The 17,441-nt window shown below is 57.3% G+C and carries 8 protein-coding genes; 5 read left to right on the top strand and 3 right to left on the bottom strand.

The features are described from left to right. Window positions 1-502: 502 nt before the first annotated feature. The 3 genes from J3U88_RS32455 to J3U88_RS32445 form a co-directional block, all read right to left on the bottom strand. On the bottom strand, window positions 503-3,004 hold the full coding sequence (locus J3U88_RS32455; RefSeq protein WP_207863255.1) for a TonB-dependent receptor: 2,502 nt from the start codon (window positions 3,002-3,004) through the stop codon (window positions 503-505). Window positions 3,005-3,083: 79 nt separating this feature from the next. Further along, window positions 3,084-4,127, bottom strand: a complete 1,044-nt coding sequence (locus J3U88_RS32450; protein ID WP_207863253.1) for a FecR family protein — start codon at window positions 4,125-4,127, stop codon at window positions 3,084-3,086. Window positions 4,128-4,183: 56 nt separating this feature from the next. Continuing rightward, window positions 4,184-4,750: an RNA polymerase sigma factor gene (locus tag J3U88_RS32445; RefSeq protein WP_207863251.1), complete on the bottom strand. Its 567-nt coding sequence runs from the start codon at window positions 4,748-4,750 to the stop codon at window positions 4,184-4,186. A gap of 721 nt (window positions 4,751-5,471) precedes the next feature. Between J3U88_RS32445 and J3U88_RS32440 the strand changes: the two genes are divergently transcribed. The 5 genes from J3U88_RS32440 (at window position 5,472) to J3U88_RS32420 (ending at window position 17,435) form a co-directional block, all read left to right on the top strand. Continuing rightward, the gene (locus tag J3U88_RS32440) at window positions 5,472-7,181 is read left to right on the top strand and encodes a sigma 54-interacting transcriptional regulator (RefSeq protein ID WP_207863248.1); all 1,710 of its coding nucleotides are present in this window, start codon (window positions 5,472-5,474) and stop codon (window positions 7,179-7,181) included. A 7-nt stretch (window positions 7,182-7,188) separates the two neighbouring features. Beyond that, window positions 7,189-7,821 (top strand): phosphoribosylglycinamide formyltransferase, encoded by a 633-nt coding sequence (gene purN, locus J3U88_RS32435; protein ID WP_207863246.1) that lies wholly within the window; start codon window positions 7,189-7,191, stop codon window positions 7,819-7,821. Window positions 7,822-8,325: 504 nt separating this feature from the next. Continuing rightward, window positions 8,326-10,080: a DUF6119 family protein gene (locus tag J3U88_RS32430; protein ID WP_207863243.1), complete on the top strand. Its 1,755-nt coding sequence runs from the start codon at window positions 8,326-8,328 to the stop codon at window positions 10,078-10,080. Between the two features lie 174 nt (window positions 10,081-10,254). Next, entirely contained in the window at window positions 10,255-13,476 is a 3,222-nt protein-coding gene (gene drmD, locus J3U88_RS32425; protein WP_207863241.1) for a DISARM system SNF2-like helicase DrmD, read from the top strand. Between the two features lie 8 nt (window positions 13,477-13,484). Then, the gene (locus J3U88_RS32420; protein ID WP_207863239.1) at window positions 13,485-17,435 is read left to right on the top strand and encodes an Eco57I restriction-modification methylase domain-containing protein; all 3,951 of its coding nucleotides are present in this window, start codon (window positions 13,485-13,487) and stop codon (window positions 17,433-17,435) included. Window positions 17,436-17,441 lie beyond the last annotated feature (6 nt).

Below are 17,441 nucleotides of genomic sequence, written 5' to 3'. Positions count from 1 at the left end.
TTCTGAGCCAGGATCAAACTCTCATGTTGATGCCTGTTGTTTGTTTCAAGAACAAACGAAACTGACTAGGTTCATTACCAACCTCGTGTCGGTAATGACGTGTTTCTCTTCCATTTTCAACTTTCAACCAACTCGGCGTTGTGTGCCGCCGACAAGATGCAGATTCTAGGGACTCCCCTTCAAACTGTCAAACCCTTTTTCTGCTTTTTTTAAATTATTTCTTAAGTCGTTGCCAGGAAAGCACTTAAACATTTAACTCATTTCTTTGCAACCGCTTGTCCACCTTTTTCCTTTTTGGACACTTGCAACAGGCCTCGCGCACACCGCCCCATCCCGGGTTTCGTCGGCAAATCTGACCGCGGCATTACCTCATACGGTGCTCACATGCCACACACCGCCCTTCAGCTCGATCCTCGCGGTTGCAGCGAGCAAAGCGCAAAAGGCAAGCATTGGTTGCCTTCGGAGCGGTTCATCCTTCCCATATATATGTAAGGGAACCGCCTCAGAAGGAATAGCTCAACCCAATGGACGGGGTAAAGGACAGCCAATCGCGACTCAGAAACTGAATCGCGGTCTGGTCCCCGCTAAACACAAGCGCATGTTCGTCGAAGCTGCGCACATTTTGGCGGTCATAGAGGTTGATGCATTCGATGTACACATTCAACTGGCGCCCCTCAAACACGAAGTCGCGGCCCAGGCGTAGATCCAGCCGGTGGTATTCGGGCACCCGCGACGCGAACCAAGGACCAAGCGCGGGTTCGATTTCAATGCTGCCGTCGGGAAGCGCGCGTTCGTTAACGATCACCTCGGTGGTGGGCCAACCGCTGTGGTACTGCCAATTGGCGTAGGCATACCAGCCGGAGGGGGCGTGGTAGTTGAGGGCCAGGTTCAGGCTGTGGCGCTGGTCCCATTGCCGGTCGATGGAAGCACCCGCTACCTTGTCGTAGGCCTTGGACCACGCGTAGCTTAATACCCAATGCAACACGCCCGCGCTTCGGTTGGCGTACCACATCTCCAAACCTCGCGCCCGGCCACTGTCCACGGGGAGCACGGTGTAATCCGCGCGCACCTCGGGAAAACGAACCAGCGGCTCCAAATAATTGACCGGTCGCGGGTTGAGTTCGCTAAACCGTTTCTCATAGGCTTCCAGGCGCACCATGCCGATTAAACCCATATGCAGTTCGTAACTTAAAACGAGGTGACCGGCCTGTTCCGGCGCCTGGTATTCCTCCACCCCGCGTTGGACTTCCAGTTCATGAACCCCTTGGGATTGGTAAAACCGGCCCCAACCCAATTTGAAAACATGGCGCGGGTTCATTTCATAGAGCAGGTGGCAACGGGGACTGACCTGCGCCTCGTCCAAATAATTCTGGCGGTCGTAGCGCAAACCCACCTCGGCGGTCCATTTAGGCGCGAGCAACATGTTTGCCGCAAAATACCCGCCCCACTGGGAGCCTTCAAGATCGCGTTTGGTTTGGGTGGTCCCCACGTTCAAGGGGAAAATGGAGCCGTTGTCGGTGCGGCTGTTGGCGTAATCGACGCTGCCGCGTGTTCGTTTCAGGTACATGCCCCATTTCCACAACGGCGAACCGCCACGCAACCCATAACGCCAGTCCTGACGCAGGTGAACGCGCTCAAAATCGCGAAAATCCTTTACCTGATAGCGACGGATTCCCACCTGATCTTCGCCGGCCGTCTCATCACTCCAGCCGCCCCAGTTGATATGTTGCTCAAACACGAGCCCGGAGTCCCATTGCCCGCGGAAATTGGCCCACAGATAACGGTTTTTCTCACGGCTCGCGACGGACTCAAACTGAAAGGGGCTGTCGGGCAAGGCGGATCGCGCCAAACCGCCCTCGCTTTCGCCCACCAAGGTATGCAGGGACAAGCGCCAGATCGGCCCGACGTCTTGCACAAACTTAGCGTAGAAGTCGAAGTAGTCGGCGTCGGAATCCACACTGGGGTCCAAACGGGTAAAACCATCGCTGTAATCAAAATAGCCGCGACGCACATTCACCAAATAGTGTCCTTCCCCAACGCGCCCCTGGCTGGTAACGCGGCTGTTAAATAAACCAACATGGAACCCGTGCCGTGTATATTCCGCATCGTGGGTTTTGCTGTTCACCACACCGCTGAGATGGTCGCCAAACTGGATTGGAAAACCACCGGTCATCAACTCCAATTCGGCCACCACTTCACTATCAAACAAGGAGACCGGGCCGCGCGACATGGTGCGCAGATGAAAGGGTTCCTCGATTTCGGCACCGTCCAACAAAATCAAAGCTTCGTTATGACGCCCCCCGCGAATGTGCAGGTTCGCGCTCAAATCGCCGCCCGCGACACCGGGCAATGTTTCCACCGCGCGGAACACATCGCCGGCCAGGTAGGGTCGATGGTAAAAATCCTCCGGCAAAACCACCGCACCGTTGGTCAACCGTTCCCGTGACAGATGAATGCGCGTATGGGGTTTGACCTCAAGCTCAAAACTAATCGGTAAGACGACGGTGGATTCCACCCAACGATCTTCGCCCGGCTTGAGTCGCACGCGGCCGAGGTACAGCGAGGCGTAATCCGGCATGTCGATAAACAACTCGTAAACGCCCGGATTCATACCGGGGAAGGCGAACCGTCCCTGCTCATCGCCGCGCGTCTGCCAACTCGGCGGGGTACCGCCGCCAAAGCGGCCGGCCGCGCGCGCGATGATCCGAGCAAAGGGAACCGCTTCCTCTTCTAATGAAACACGACCGCGAATGAGGCCGACTTTTTCCGCGTCATACACGACAAGGTACTGCCGGCCGCGCGCACGCAGGTTCAGGGGTGTGCCGTGCAACAGGACCGCCATGGCTTCATCCAGTTCGCAATGGGTACAGGCGGCATGAACGCGGTAGGCGGCAACTTGCTCGGGCCGAAACCCGAGAGGGAGCTGGTATTGGCTAATCAGCTCGAATAAGGCTTTATCAAGGGGTATATCATCAAACTGAAAATCGAGGCGGACAGCCGACATGGCATCCCGCCCGACAGCAAACGCCGGGACCGGGAGCAGCAAAAATAAAAGAAAAGGGACAAAGGAAATAGGCCGGCGCCTAGTAGATAACAAACCCACCTTCTTCACGACGACACTCTCGTTCGAGCAGTGTACAAATCGCGTGAATCAGTTCCGTTGGGTTTTTGTCGACAAAGAGACCGGTTACTTCTAATTCAGCAAGGGATTCGGCTTCCAGTTTGATGGGAATCCCATGCCGCCGTTCGATTTCCGCCACGACACGACCCAACTTGGCACCGTCGACAATGAGCTGTTCGCTTTGCCAGCCGGGATAGTTGGGGAAGCGGACGGATTTCGGGGGCATGGGCGCCGCGCCGTTTACCGAGGTGGTCATGGTACCGGCGGTCAACTGGACTTTTGAACCGTCGGCCGTAACATCGACGACCCCTTCCTGAACAACGACCTCGGCGAGGCCGGAGCGCGCATAAACATTAAAAACAGTACCAACGACGGCTATCTTAACCTGATCAGCGACGACCTCAAAAGGGAATTCCCCTTTGACGACATCAAATGAGGCCTCACCGTGTAAGACAACCCGACGGTGGTCGTGGCCGAAGCCAGGCAGCGGTTCCAAACGCGAATCGGCGTTCAGAGTCACCACGGAGCCGTCTGGCAAGGTGGCGCTCTGCGTCGCGGCAATTTCGGTGGCGATCACGGGCAGGCCGCCGGCACCGCCGCGCGGCACATTGGTCACCAACAAACCGAGCGTCACCAACAAGGCGCCGCCAAGCAAAAAGGCCCAAAACAAACGGGGCACCGCCGGCAGGCGGCGCGAACCTTCCTCGGTGCGGCGGATTTTGGCGCGCATCGCCATGAGGGCGCGGTCGGTATCGACCGGTGGTGGCGGTTCAACCGAACGCGCGGCTTGCCACACATCGCGCATGGCGAATAAATCGTCACTTTCAAAGGGGCCCTCGGGAATGACGGAAACTTCTTCATCGTCTCCCGCGTAAGCAGATTGAATCTGTTCTTTGGCGACAACACCCTCTGTTGCCGGGTTCATCACGTGATCGCGGTGTTCCGAGTGACCCTTCTCGACATCCGCACGCGATGAATCCTCTAACCAATCAAAAAAAGACGGCATTGGGATCCTCCAATACGATACCCTCACAAGCTACCAAAACGAACAGGGCCGCCAAGTCACCTAAGATGGACGGCACATTTTTTTCGAAGCACCTTTAACGCATTGTAGAGTTGGTTTTCTACGGTCTTGCGCGAAATCGACAAGGCCTCGGCAATTTCGGGGTTGGACAATCCCTCCACCCGGCTCAACAAAAAAATGGTGCGGCACTTGTCCGGCAAATCGTGAACCACAACCTGCCGAATGCGGCCTTCAAGCTGACCCAACTGGACGGCCTCATCCGGCTTCCCCGGCGGTACATCCACCAAACGCTGCACGTGGTCGCGGTGTTTGGTGCGCACGTTCTCGCGCTTGAAATGATCAAGCACAAGGTTGCGCGCCATCTTCTCAACATAGGGGAAAAACGACAACTCGGGTTTAATGCGATCCCGGTGAACCCAAAATTTGAGAAAGGCGTCCTGGGCGATATCTTCAGCTAAGCCTTGGTCCCTAAGCTTATAAAAGACAACACGATAAAGCATGGCGTAGTACTTCTGAAACAGCAGTTCAAAAGCATCGCGATCTGATTCTTTTACGCGGGTCAAAAGCGCGCTTTCGGCCTCGCGTTCCTCCTGAGAAAAGCTCAATGGTCCTGCCACTCATATCATTCATTCAGACAACAGGGTTGCAACTGTTGGCGCATTGTAACGCGAGCAACATACCAAAGACCAGCAAAGCGGGACCAAAGCCGGCCATTCTAGCGGCGCACGGTGTTTTTTTCGAATCAATGCCCCCAAAAAATCCCGTAAGACAGCAAAGCCGACACCCTCTCTGTATGTTTGGCGTACAACCAAAACACCGAACACCACGACCAACCACACTTTCGGTATGCTTTTCGCTAGAGAGCGAAACTCTCCCTACTTGAACACACCGAGCATCCAAACCGTGAACGCGCTCACTTTTTCGCAGCAAGCGCCTTTTTCACCATTACCGTCCATCTGAGATTGCCATATTTATTTTTTTCAATAGTTTAAAAAACAAGTCGCTTTGGACAACTCGGGCTTTCAACCCACAAAAATCCGCGTGAAAGGCATTGGTTTACGACATCCTTACGAAAAAAAACCTGTCCCATCGCCCAGAGACAAGCTACAATGGCGCATCCGGCTCGCGCCCGGGTTTGCCCCGTGAGATCCGTTACATGCTTCTTCTGTCGCCTCTTCCGTTTTAACGGCACCTTCCCCACCCACGCCGGTTGGGCGAAACCGCCGCTCCCTCGCGCTCCAAAAATTGTGAGCCGATTTTTATTTTTTCGTTCCTTGAGAAACGAACACCGGCTTCACCCAATATTTTGAGACATGAGGTATGGTCGTGACCCGACATCACTCCCCGACACTTGAGCGGCGAAACCACGCGGTCCCCGCGCCGACCCAGCAACTTTTAATCGACAAGGTACAAACCCTGCTCGACAGCCTGGCCATGGTGGATCCGGGCTTGTTGCCCCCCAGTTTCACCCAAGATTTGGTCCAACCGCTGCAAGCCCAACGCGATCAGTTTAAGCAACTCCAAGACCAACTCGCTTGGCAAGCCGTGTTCGCCGCCGTCTGCGCGGTCGCCGATCAAGCCGGTGATCGACACTGGTTTTTCTGGGACGCGTTCGCCACCCAAATGGCCGAATTTTGTAACGCGGACAAAGTGGCGGTCTTTCAGGAACACGCGGGCACCCTATCCAAGGTACACCCACTGGAGGCCGAGGAAGATTTATTGACCTACCCACTCCCGGCATTTCAAGCGCCGGCGGCCCAGGGCCACCAAGACGGCCAAGCGCAATGCTGGTGGCTCCGTATTCCCGGCCGCGAAGCCGGCAAAGCCGTGTTTTTGTTGCGTTTCAGCCGTGTCAAACCCATGCCGCGCATCAATCAAGCGCGCCTGATGTGTATCGCCGAGGCGGGCCCACTGCTGCGCACCGTGGTTCGCGACAAGTTACCTCATTTAAAAGAACCCAGGGTCACCGCGGTCAAAGCACGCCCGGTCAAAGACACGGAAGGCTCCCCGCTCCTGGGCGACCACCCCGACTTCCTCGCCGCGGTGGCCCAAGCCAAACAGGCCGCCCTCTCCGAGGCGACCGTCTCCATTTCCGGTGAATCCGGCACGGGCAAAGAATTGTTCGCCCATTACCTGCACACCCGCAGCCGCCGTAACAAAGGCCCCTTCATTCCAATTAACTGCTCGGCAATCCCCAGCGAGTTAATTGAATCGGAAATGTTCGGCCACGAAAAAGGCGCATTCACCGGGGCCTACTATCGCAAAATCGGCAAAGCCGAACAGGCCAACGGCGGCACCTTGTTTTTGGATGAAATCGGAGAGATGCCGCTGTCGTTTCAAGCCAAGCTGCTGCGTTTCCTCCAGGAGAAACAGTTCACCCGCGTGGGCGGCAACCAACCGGTCAGCTCAGACGCGCGCATCGTGGTCGCCACCCACCGCGACATCAAAAAAATGGTTGTAGAAGGCACCTTCCGCGAGGATTTGTACTACCGCGTCAACGTCATCCCCCTGAAGATTCCGGCCTTGCGCCACCGCGGTAGCGACATTCGCACCCTGAGCGAAACTTTTTTCGCCAAGTACATCCAAAAAAGTCGCGCCAGCCGCCGCGAGGTGGACGAAACGGTTTTTGACGTTTTGAGCCGCTACCCCTTCCCCGGCAACGTGCGCGAGTTGGACAACATCATCCAACGCACGGTGGTGATGACGCAAAAGCCACTGATCGAGGTAAGTGATTTGCCGCCTGAGGTGGTGGAGAACAGCAGCGACCAGGAGCAGGAAAAACCCTTCCGCCACCATCCATTCGAGCATTTCGACGGCTTGATTCCCACGGGCCGCGACGATTTGCGGCGTTTCAAAAAAGAAGTAGAAGACGTGGCGATGAGTTACCAACGGGACTTAGACCGCCGTTTCCTGTTAGCATTGCTGCGAGAGCACGGCGGATCGGCGCGCAAGGCGGCCGAGGCGGCGGGCATCAACCGCACGTTGTTTTATAAGTTACTGAAACGGGCGGGGATCGATATCTCAATTTTGGGATGAGGATACGATGGCCAACCAAAAGAAGCTGCGCCTGGGCATTTTGATTTCGGGCGGCGGCACGACGTTTCTCAACGTGCATGAACGCATTAACGCGGGCACACTGGACGCGGAAATCGCCTGTGTGATCAGTTCACGCAAAAAAGCGTTCGGTCTGGAGCGCGCCCGCAAACTGGGTTACCCGGATTATTCGGTCAACTACCGCAAGCTAGGCGACGACCAGGCGGCAAGCGCGGCAATCCAGGAGATCCTGGCGGAGCACCGGGTCGATTTGGTGGTGTTGGCCGGATTCCTGCGCGTGTTCCTGCCAGGCGAGACCTACGCAAATCGGTGTATTAACATTCACCCTTCGCTGATTCCGGCATTTTGCGGCCAGGGTTTTTACGGCGCCAAGGTCCACGAGGCCGTGTACCGGAGGGGCTGTCGGGTGAGCGGATGCACGGTGCATATGGTCAACGACCACTACGACGAGGGGCCGATCATCGCGCAACAAAGCGTCGCTTTGGCGGACGGCGACGACGCGGCCGAAATCCAGCGCAAAGTCTTCGCGGCGGAGTGCGAGACGCTGCCGCGCGTGGTGCAATGGTTCGCGGAAGGCCGCATCCAGGTGGAAAACGGCCGCGTTTCGGTGAAACAGGTTTAAGCCGGAACCACATCAAGGTGGAAGCGAGACAAGGAAAATCCAAACGCAGGACAACTGTCACCCAAAGTGAACAGGACATCCTCTTCGAGGGCGCGTCCTTCCGTGCGTAAACCGGGCGAACCCCGGCGGGAGCGCCCCATGGCACCGCCGACGCCACACCCCGAAAGCACATTATAAAGCTATTTTATCCAGGTATTTAACAAACCACAAACATCCACTATTGTTTTTTTCATTATTTTTTTTATCGTTTTTTCGTCCCTTTTTGGGTGACTTTTTCGCTCCTTGGCTTATTCCGGCATTTCCATTGCTCTGACAACGTACTGTTCCATTTTCCATGTTCTAGGCTGAAACCGGCTCGTTCTCGCAGCGAAGCAGCGTCCTTGTTCCGTCATGGGCGACACGGTGTTTTGGTATCGCGATACCAAACCCCACGCTTGTTTGAATACGACTCGGTGTTCTATTCATGTCCTTCATTTCATTGAGATGCTTATTTAGGAGAGAAAAATGCGCGACCGTGTCACCGATACTGAAGTTTTTGATTTTCATGATTGTTTAACCGATAAGGATCAACCAAAACACGTAAAAGAAGCGGCACCGACCCGCACTCTAAGCATCTATTTATTTCAAAAATCGGTAAAAGCACACCGTGAAATGCTACGCAATTATGATTTGTATCAAACAAGGTCCTTTCCCAACGAGATTCTTCCCGGCACCCTTTTCATCAGATCAGAGATCAAAACCTCACCCTTGGTGGAATTCCTCTCTGGATTTGACCTCTCCGGCTTAAACTTAAGAACTCAAGTCACCGGGGCAGCCTATTTATTTGAAGTTGAAAATCGTTGGTTTGCGATTACCTTCGGCCAGGCCGGGCACCACATGCTCAACGACACTTATCTGGTTCAGGATTTTGGATTTAAGGTCGCACTCAACAGCCTGGATCCCGAAAAAATCAAATGCATCGACCACTGTAGCTTCGACGTCAACCAACGCAATGTCAGGGATCAATCAGCCCTGGCAGCGGGGGTTGAACATTTCGGCATCGAAACGGATTTAGATCTGCTGAAATCGCTTGCCGGCCGCGCCGAGAATTCGGAATTCGCAACACAAGTCGGCGGGCGCAAAGGGCTGCGCATTACCTCCCGTTTATCCCCAAGAAACTTAGCAAAAAAATGTGCTGAAGCATTAAATCTGTACAACTCAGACCGTCACAAAGAACGTTTTGAATGGGCCTACAACATACAATATGAAAATGATCGTGAAACCAAAGATCTCTTAAACGACTATTTATGTGACTACATTCGCGGCACCGGAACCTTCGAAAACGAACCCACCTTGGTTCTTTCGCCCCCCGAGGCCCTCGATTACGAACTGGTGCAGGGTTACCAAATTGGCTCGGGCAAAACCGCCGTATGTCATCCAGAACTCCACTGGGACTGGGTCAAAAACCATATCGACACCCACAGCATCAGCATTGATCGCCTCAAAAGCATCCACGTAAAAATCAAAGACAACGACGGTGTCGACCTCAAGAAACCCAGTTTGTGGAAGTGTTTGGTGTTCGAAATCAACCTCAGCAAAGAAGGCGAACTCCAAGACGATGTCCACATGCTGATTGGCGGCCAATGGTACAAAGTCTGCCGCGACTACATGACCCAAATTAACCGCGCCGTCCAACAGATCCCCGAGGCGAACGTACCCTTAACCGCCTTCGACAAAAAACTGCACGTGGACGAAAAAGGCTACAACCGCATCACCGCCAACGCTGCGCCCAGTTACATGACCAACATGGACCGCAAGCTGATCTACCGCACCGGCGCCACCGGCGTCGAAGCCTGCGACCTCTTCACCCGCCAAAACCAGTTCATCCACGTCAAACGCTTCACCGGCAGCAAGTCGTTTAACCACATGGTCTCGCAAGGTTTGGTCAGCGGCAAAGCCTTCCACGCCGACGCCAATTTCGTCGAAAAACTCAACGACAAACTCCCGGCCCGCTTCAAACTGAACCTGAGCGAACCGCTCCCCAACGCTAAGAACTACGAAATCGTTTACGCCTTCTTCCGCAACGAACCGGACCTGCCCTTCTTCAGCAAAATCGTGCTCCTCTCCGCCTACCGCCATCTCACCGGCCTGGGCTACAAGGTCAGCCTCAAACGCCTCGACGTACGCGAACCCCTGAACCGAAGCACCACCACTGCCAAACACAGCAGGCCCCGCGGCATCAACCCCGGCACCAGCTACCGCCGGCACGCTCGCCGCTAACCAACGCGAAACAATGCGTGCCGCATCACCGGTTTTCGGCGCGCGTCCTTTTTCTCGTTGACAAAAGCTTTTGCTTTTTGGACGATGATCTTTTCTAAATCACCGCCTTGACCGAAAACCCTATCCCTTTTCCAACGAACCCTTTTTGGTCAGCCACGCGGAGGCCGAAGGTTCATGACCCCAACCCCCCACCTCACCGAACCCGATCAACTCAAAACCGGCGCCATGGTGCGCGTCCGCGCCCGCCGCTGGCTGATTCGCGACATCGTCAAACCGAAACACGGCGATCAAGACACGCTGGTCCACCTGGTCTGCATTGACGACGACGCCCACGGCGAACCGCTATCGGTGCTCTGGCAACGGGAATGGGACGCGGAACTGATTCAAACCAGCGACGCCTACGGCGAACCGCGGCGCGGTTTCGACCCGCCCGACCGCTTCAGCGCCTGGCTGCACACGCTTTATTGGAACCGCGTCACGGCAGCCGATAAAAACGTGTTCCAAGCGCCGTTCCGCGCGGGCATCGAGGTCAAAACCTACCAGCTCGCCCCGCTGCAAAAAGCGCTGCGCCTGCCCCGCGTCAACCTGTTCATCGCCGACGATGTCGGCCTGGGCAAAACCATCGAGGCCGGTCTCATCCTGCGCGAACTCATTCTGCGCCAACGGGTTCAGCGCGTCGTCATCCTAGCCCCGCCCTCGGTAGTGGTGCAGTGGCACGACGAAATGGCCCAGCGTTTTGGGCTCCATTTCCAAATCTACGACCGCGACTTTTTGATCCGCACCCGCCGCGAACGCGGTCACGCGGTCAACCCCTGGCACACCCACAACCGTTTTATTATGTCCCACGCCCTGGTCCGCAACGAAACCTACGCGGCCTCACTGCGCCAGTGGCTCGGCGATTTCAGTCCCGGCACCCTGCTCATCCTCGACGAGGCCCACAACGCCGCCCCCGCCGCCGGCGCCAAATACGCCGTCGACTCCCACTTCACCCGCATCATCCGCGGCCTCGCCCACCGCTTCGAACACAAGCTGTTCCTCTCCGCCACCCCCCACAACGGCCATTCCAACAGCTTCACCGCCCTGCTCGAACTCCTCGATCCACAGCGCTTTTGCCGCGGCATCCAATACCCCGACATGCCCAAACGGCTCGGCCCCGTCATGGTGCGCCGCCTCAAAAAAGACCTGCGCCAACTCACGCCCGGTTTCCCCGAACGCATCCTCGAACCCATCATCGTCGACGGCCTCCCCGAGGACAGCCCCGAATTACAGCTCTCCCACCTGCTCCAGCAATACCGCGCTTATTGCGAGCAGGCCACCGGCAAAAAAGGCCGCGGCAGCCGCATGCTCGTGGTCAACTACCTGCAAAAACGCCTGCTCTCCTCGATCCCGGCCTTCCTCCACACCTTGGAAGTCCACCTGCGTTCGCTCCCCAAAAACGACGAACCCACCGCCAAGCAAGCCGGCAAACAAGCGGCCGCGCCCGACCAAAGCCAACGCCGCCTACTCACCCAAGGCCTCGACGGCGACGATCCCCTGAGCGACCTCAACGAGGAAGAAGTTTCGGAACTGGAAGACAGCGCCGTGGAACAAGCCGGCGGCGGGCTGACCACACCCGAGGCACGCGCCCTGCTCAAACGCATGCGCACCATCGCCCGCGCCGCCGCGACCCAACCCGACAGCCGCGTGCAACACCTGATTGCGTGGATCCAAGCCAACCAATGCCCCGAGCTGGGCCGAAACGGCGCGCCCTGGCTGCCGCGTCGGCTGCTGATTTTCACCGAATACACCGCCACCAAAACCTACCTGGAACGCTGCCTCGCCCGCGCCCTGCATGGCGCCCATCGCGCCAACGAACGGGTCGCCACCTTCCAGGGCGGGCTCGACGAGGAGCGCCGCGAGTGGATCAAACAAGCCTTTAACCAACACCCCGACGAACACCCGCTGCGGATCCTGATCGCCACCGACGCCGCCCGCGAGGGCGTCAACCTCCAAAACCACTGCTACGACTTGATCCACTTCGACGTGCCCTGGAACCCGGCCCGCATGGAACAGCGCAACGGCCGCATCGACCGCAAGCTGCAAAAGAGCCCGCGCGTTTACTGCCGCTACTTCGTGTTACCCCAACGCCCGGAAGACAGCGTGCTCGACACCTTAATGCAGAAAACCGACCGCATCCTCAACGAGCTGGGCAGCATGTCGCCCGTGGTGGTGCGCCGCCTGGAGGAAATGGTCAAAGAAGGCATTAACCACGAGCAGGCCGACGCCCTGCGCGAAAACCTCGGCGGCGACCCCGCCGGCCCCGGTCAGGCCGTGGTCAACCGCGAGCTGGAGTTCACCCGCGAAACCGCCGCGCTCAAAAAGGAACTGGACGAACTCGCCGAAAACCTCGACCATTCCAAAAAATGGCTCAACCTCAGCGAAACCCACTTCCGCGCCGCGCTCTCCACCGCGCTCCAACAACTGGGCGCCCCGCCGCTGCAACCCGAACCCGACGACAAGCAACCCCAACCCTACCGCTTCCCCGCCCTGGAACACCTCCAGGACGCCGGCCCCGGTTGGGCGGGCACGCTCGACAGCCTGCGCACCCCGCGCCCGCGCGACGCCAAACTCTGGGCCTGGCGCCAAGACGCGCCGATCCGCCCCGTCGTCTTCCGCGACCCCGGCAACCTCGACCAGAAAGAGGTCCACCTCCACCTGGAACACCGCGTGGTGCAACGGCTGCTGGGCGGCTTCAAAACCCAGGGTTTCCAACGGGGTACCATCTACCGCGCCTGCGCGCTCACCACCCGCGCCGAAAGCGTGCCCCACGTGTTGCTCATCAGCCGCCTCTCGCTTTACGGCCCCAACGCGGGCCGCCTCTACGACGACCTGCTGTGCGTGGCCGCGCCCTGGTCACCCGACCCCGACGCAACCCTCACCGCGCTCGACCCGGACCGCACCGAACACCTCTGGCACCACTTGCTGGAAGCGCTGGCCGACCCCGGCGACACCGAGGTCGACGACCTGCGCCGCGGCCAATTCGCCGCGCTCTACGCCCGCGACTTGGCCGCGCTCGAACCCACCATGCAGCAGCGCCTCGCCGAGCGCGAGAAAAAGATCCGCACCAACCTGCGTTCGCGCGGTGACGTCGAAGCCCGGCAGATGCGCGACCTGCTGCGCCGCCAGAAGGAACTGCTCCAGGCAAAGGTGAACCCGGACAACCCGGAACAATTGGGGCTGCCCGGCGTGGAAGAACAAAACCAATACCGGCGTGAACAAAAGCACTGGGAAACCCGGCTGCGTGAAATCGACGAGGAACTGGTCAACGAACCACGCCGCATCAGCGGCACCTACGCCGTCAAAGCATCGCGCGTCGAACCCACCGCCGTCGTCTGGCTGTGGCCCGCCAACGCTTAGGAGACCTCATGCGCGAAGATGTCAACATTTGGACCCACCGACAGTGGCTCAGCGAAATTCAACCCGTCGGCCTGGTGGTCACCCCACCCGCGCTCGACCGCTTCGGCCTGGTCCTGCCGCGCCAAGTCATGGCCGAACACCAGCGTTACCAGGCCCACACCCTGCAACCCAAAACCTACGCCGACGACGCCGACAGCTACCGCATCAGCGACCTGCCCGCGCTCGCCTTCGATCTCTGGAACTGGGAGCCCAAGCAGCTGGCGGGCGCACCGGACGGGCCGCCGATCCCCGAGCGGTTCCACGCCTATTTGGAAGACCTGCAACTGCACCTGGCGCCAACTTATGTGGTGTGTGATCCCTTCGACAGCGCGCGAGAAGGCCCGGCCCCGCTGGTGATCCAGGTGGAACCGGCGGGGGTCAACCTGGACCGCAACCGCGACCACGACGACCAAGGTTCCTGGCGGGTGAGCCCGATGAACCGCTTCCTGCGCTTGCTGCGCGAGCTGAACAGCCCCGCCGGCCTGCTTTGCAACGGCGACACCCTGCGTTTGATTTACGCGCCGCGCGGCGAGTCACCGGGCCACCTCGACTTCCCCGTCGCCGACATGGCCACCCCGAGCGGACGCACCTTGTTCGCCGCCATGAACATGCTGCTCGACGACAGCCTGGTCGTGGTGGCGCGCCAGGAGAGGCGGCTGGCCGCCTTGATGGAAGAAAGCCGCCGCTACCAGAACGAAGTCTCCACCCAACTCGCCGGCCAGGTTCAAGCCGCCTTGGACGAACTGCTGCGCGGCTTCCAAAAAGCCGACCCCAACCTGTTGCATATCGGCGAAGGCCGCACCACCGAACACCTCTACGGCGGCCTGTTAACCGTGATGATGCGGCTCGTGTTCATTTTGTACGCCGAGGATCAGGGTTTAATGCCCGACGACGAAGTCTACGCCGGTGCCTATTCGCTGGCCGGCCTGTTCCAGCGCCTGCGCGCCCAGGAAACCCAGTACCCCGACACCATGGACCAGCGTTTCGGCGCCTGGGCCCAGTGTTTGGCCTTGTTCCGCATGATTTACACCGGCGCCGACCACGGCGGGTTCCACATGGCCGCGCGTTACGGGCGTTTGTTTGACCCCGACGCCTACCCCTTCCTGGAGGGCCGCGCCACCACCGGCGCCTGGTCGCCGCACAAACGGCTTTACCCGCCCGCCGTGCCGGACGGCACCCTGCTCAAGGTGTTGCGCAACCTGCTGCTGTTAAACGGCGAACGGCTGAGTTACCGCGGCTTGGACGTGGAAACCATCGGTTCCGTGTACGAGGCGATGATGGGTTTTGAGGTCCAGGCCGCCGCCGCGCCCTCGCTGGCCTTGGGCCGTTACGCCGTGGTCGTCGACCTGGGCGCCTTGGCCGCCTGCAAACCGGCTGATCGCAAGAAACACCTCAAAAACCGCTACGACCTGGAGCCGCCGAAAAAAGTGGAAAAGGCGCTGAAGGCCGCCGTTGATGTGGCAACGCTCGAAGCCGCCTTGGAACCCTGGGTCAACAAACACCGGCCCCATGTGATCCCGCCCGCCGGTTTGTTCCTCCAGCCCGGCCAGGAGCGCCGCAAAACCGGCTCCCACTACACCCCGCGTTCGCTGACCGAACCCATTGTGCGCCATACCTTGGAGCCGGTGCTGGCCCAGCGCGGCGAGCATCCCACCCCGGACCAGATCCTCGACCTCAAGGTCTGCGATCCGGCCATGGGTTCCGGCGCCTTTTTGGTGGAGAGCTGCCGTTTCCTAGCTGATCAGTTGGTGGCGGCCTGGGACCATCACAAAGATTTCCCCGAGATCCCGCCGGACGAGGACCCCATCATCCACGCGCGCCGGTTGGTGGCGGGCCGCTGTTTGTACGGCATCGACAAAAACCCCTTCGCGGTAAGTCTGGCCAAGTTGAGTTTGTGGCTGGTCACCCTGGCCAAAAACCAACCCTTCACCTTTTTGGACCACGCGCTCAAATGCGGCGACAGCTTGCTGGGATTAACCCCGGACCAAATCACCGGTTTCCACTGGTTACCCTACAAGGAGCCGGGCCCGCTCGCCGATTTAACCGGCATGGTGGAGGTGGTCTCCAACGCGCGCCGCGCGATCCACGATTTGGGCGACGGCGACCACCAGGAAAAGAAACAAAGATACCAAGAGGTGGAGAACGAGTTATTCCTGCCGCGGCTGACTGGTGATTTAATTCTTGCTTCTTTTTTCAACCACCAAAAGAAAAAGAACAGGCTGGAGACACGAACATTTTATCAGAGTTTACTTTCAGACGCCCTCTCACATAAGAGACATATTAATGACGTAATAGATCTAATCAATACTCAAATCAAGCCTTTGCATATCGAAATTGAGTTTCCAGAAGTATTCCGAAAAGCTACGCCTGGATTTGATGCTATTGTCGGTAATCCTCCATATCTTGGTGGGCAGCGAATTTCAGGCACTCTAGGCCAAAACTACCATAGCTGGCTGGTAACAAGAGCAAAAGAAACTTCAAAGTCACTTGACCTTTGCATCCATTTTCTGCACCGTTTCCACCATCTGCTAAAAAACAATGGCACCATTGGATTTATTACCACTAACAGCATTTGCCAAGGCGAAAACCGAGAAAAGGGTCTCGAATTAATAGTCAAAAGCGGCAGCTTTATTTATAACGCAACCAAAAGGATCTGTTGGCCTGGTTCAGCAGCGGTAATAGCTTGTATAGTTCATGTCAAGAAAGGTCCTCTACTAAACGAAAAAATCACACTCAACAACAAGCCTGCAAAAGTCATATCCCCTTTCTTGAACGAATCACAAGCCACCAAAAAACCTCTCAAGCTAAAACAAAACCACAAACTAAGCTTTCAGGGCTCTATTATTCTTGGCAAGGGATTTTTATTTGACGACAATGACAAACGTGACGCAAGCACCCCTACATCTCAGATTATCCAAATAACAGACAGAAACCCCTCCGCAAAGGACTTAATTAAGCCTTATATAGGCGGAGCCGAAGTTAATACGTCACCAACTCATACACCGCACCGTCGTGCAATAAATTTCGGAACAATGAGTCTAGATCAGGCGTCCTTGTACCCGAACCTTCTTGAAATAGTAAGGTCAAAAGTAAAACCACAGAGAGACAAACTAAAAGGAAACCCGATCGCAGATCAGAGGCGGGAATTCTGGTGGCAATGGGGAAGCTTAAATACTTCATTAATCAAAGCACAAAAACGCGTCCAAAAAGTCCTAGTGATCCCCAGACATCAACCACATTTTTCAACTACATTTATGAATAGCTCTTACTCTTTTTCTGAAGCACTTGCAATCATAATCTTGGAAGACTGGGCTTCTTTCACCACAATTCAATCAACAGTACATGAGGTTTGGGCAAGAAACTTTGGTTCATCGCTTAAAGACGATTTCCGTTACACCCCTTCAAAATGCTTCGAGACCTTTCCTTTTCCCGAGAACTGGCGTGAGAACGCCGAACTCGAAGCCGCCGGCAAAACCTACTTCGAATACCGCGCCAAGTGGATGGTCGACAACAACCTCGGCATGACCGCCACCTACAACCTTTTCCACGATCCGGAAGAAGAGGACAACGCCGAAATCGAAGAGCTGCGCGCGCTGCATCGCGCCATGGACGCCGCCGTCCTGCGCGCCTACGGTTGGCAGGACCAGGTCACCCTGAGTTACGACTACCTGCTCGACTACGAGGAAGAAGATACCGGCAGCAAACGCAAGAAACCCTGGCGCTACCGCTGGCCCGACGAGGTCCGCGACCAGGTGCTCGGCTTGTTGCTCGAACTGAACCAGGAACGCGCCGAGGCCGAACGCGCCAACCCCAACCCCGCCCCTCGCGGCGGCCAACCAAGCGACGAACCCAAGGCCAAACCCAAAACCCGCAAGCGCAAAACCAAACCCGACGAACCCATGCTGCCAGGCATGGGGTAAGGCTGA

Source organism: Acanthopleuribacter pedis, from assembly GCF_017377855.1.
Taxonomy (GTDB): domain Bacteria; phylum Acidobacteriota; class Holophagae; order Acanthopleuribacterales; family Acanthopleuribacteraceae; genus Acanthopleuribacter; species Acanthopleuribacter pedis.
This window is presented reverse-complemented; position numbering and strand designations above follow the sequence as displayed.

Bases quoted from the DNA above. Each gene is read 5' to 3' on its own strand.
- J3U88_RS32455 (WP_207863255.1), bottom strand. From the start codon at position 3,004: ATGTCGGCTGTCCGCCTCGATTTTCAGTTTGATGATATACCCCTTGAT.
- J3U88_RS32450 (WP_207863253.1), bottom strand. From the start codon at position 4,127: ATGCCGTCTTTTTTTGATTGGTTAGAGGATTCATCGCGTGCGGATGTC.
- purN (WP_207863246.1), top strand. From the start codon at position 7,189: ATGGCCAACCAAAAGAAGCTGCGCCTGGGCATTTTGATTTCGGGCGGC.
- J3U88_RS32430 (WP_207863243.1), top strand. From the start codon at position 8,326: ATGCGCGACCGTGTCACCGATACTGAAGTTTTTGATTTTCATGATTGT.
- drmD (WP_207863241.1), top strand. From the start codon at position 10,255: ATGACCCCAACCCCCCACCTCACCGAACCCGATCAACTCAAAACCGGC.
- J3U88_RS32420 (WP_207863239.1), top strand. From the start codon at position 13,485: ATGCGCGAAGATGTCAACATTTGGACCCACCGACAGTGGCTCAGCGAA.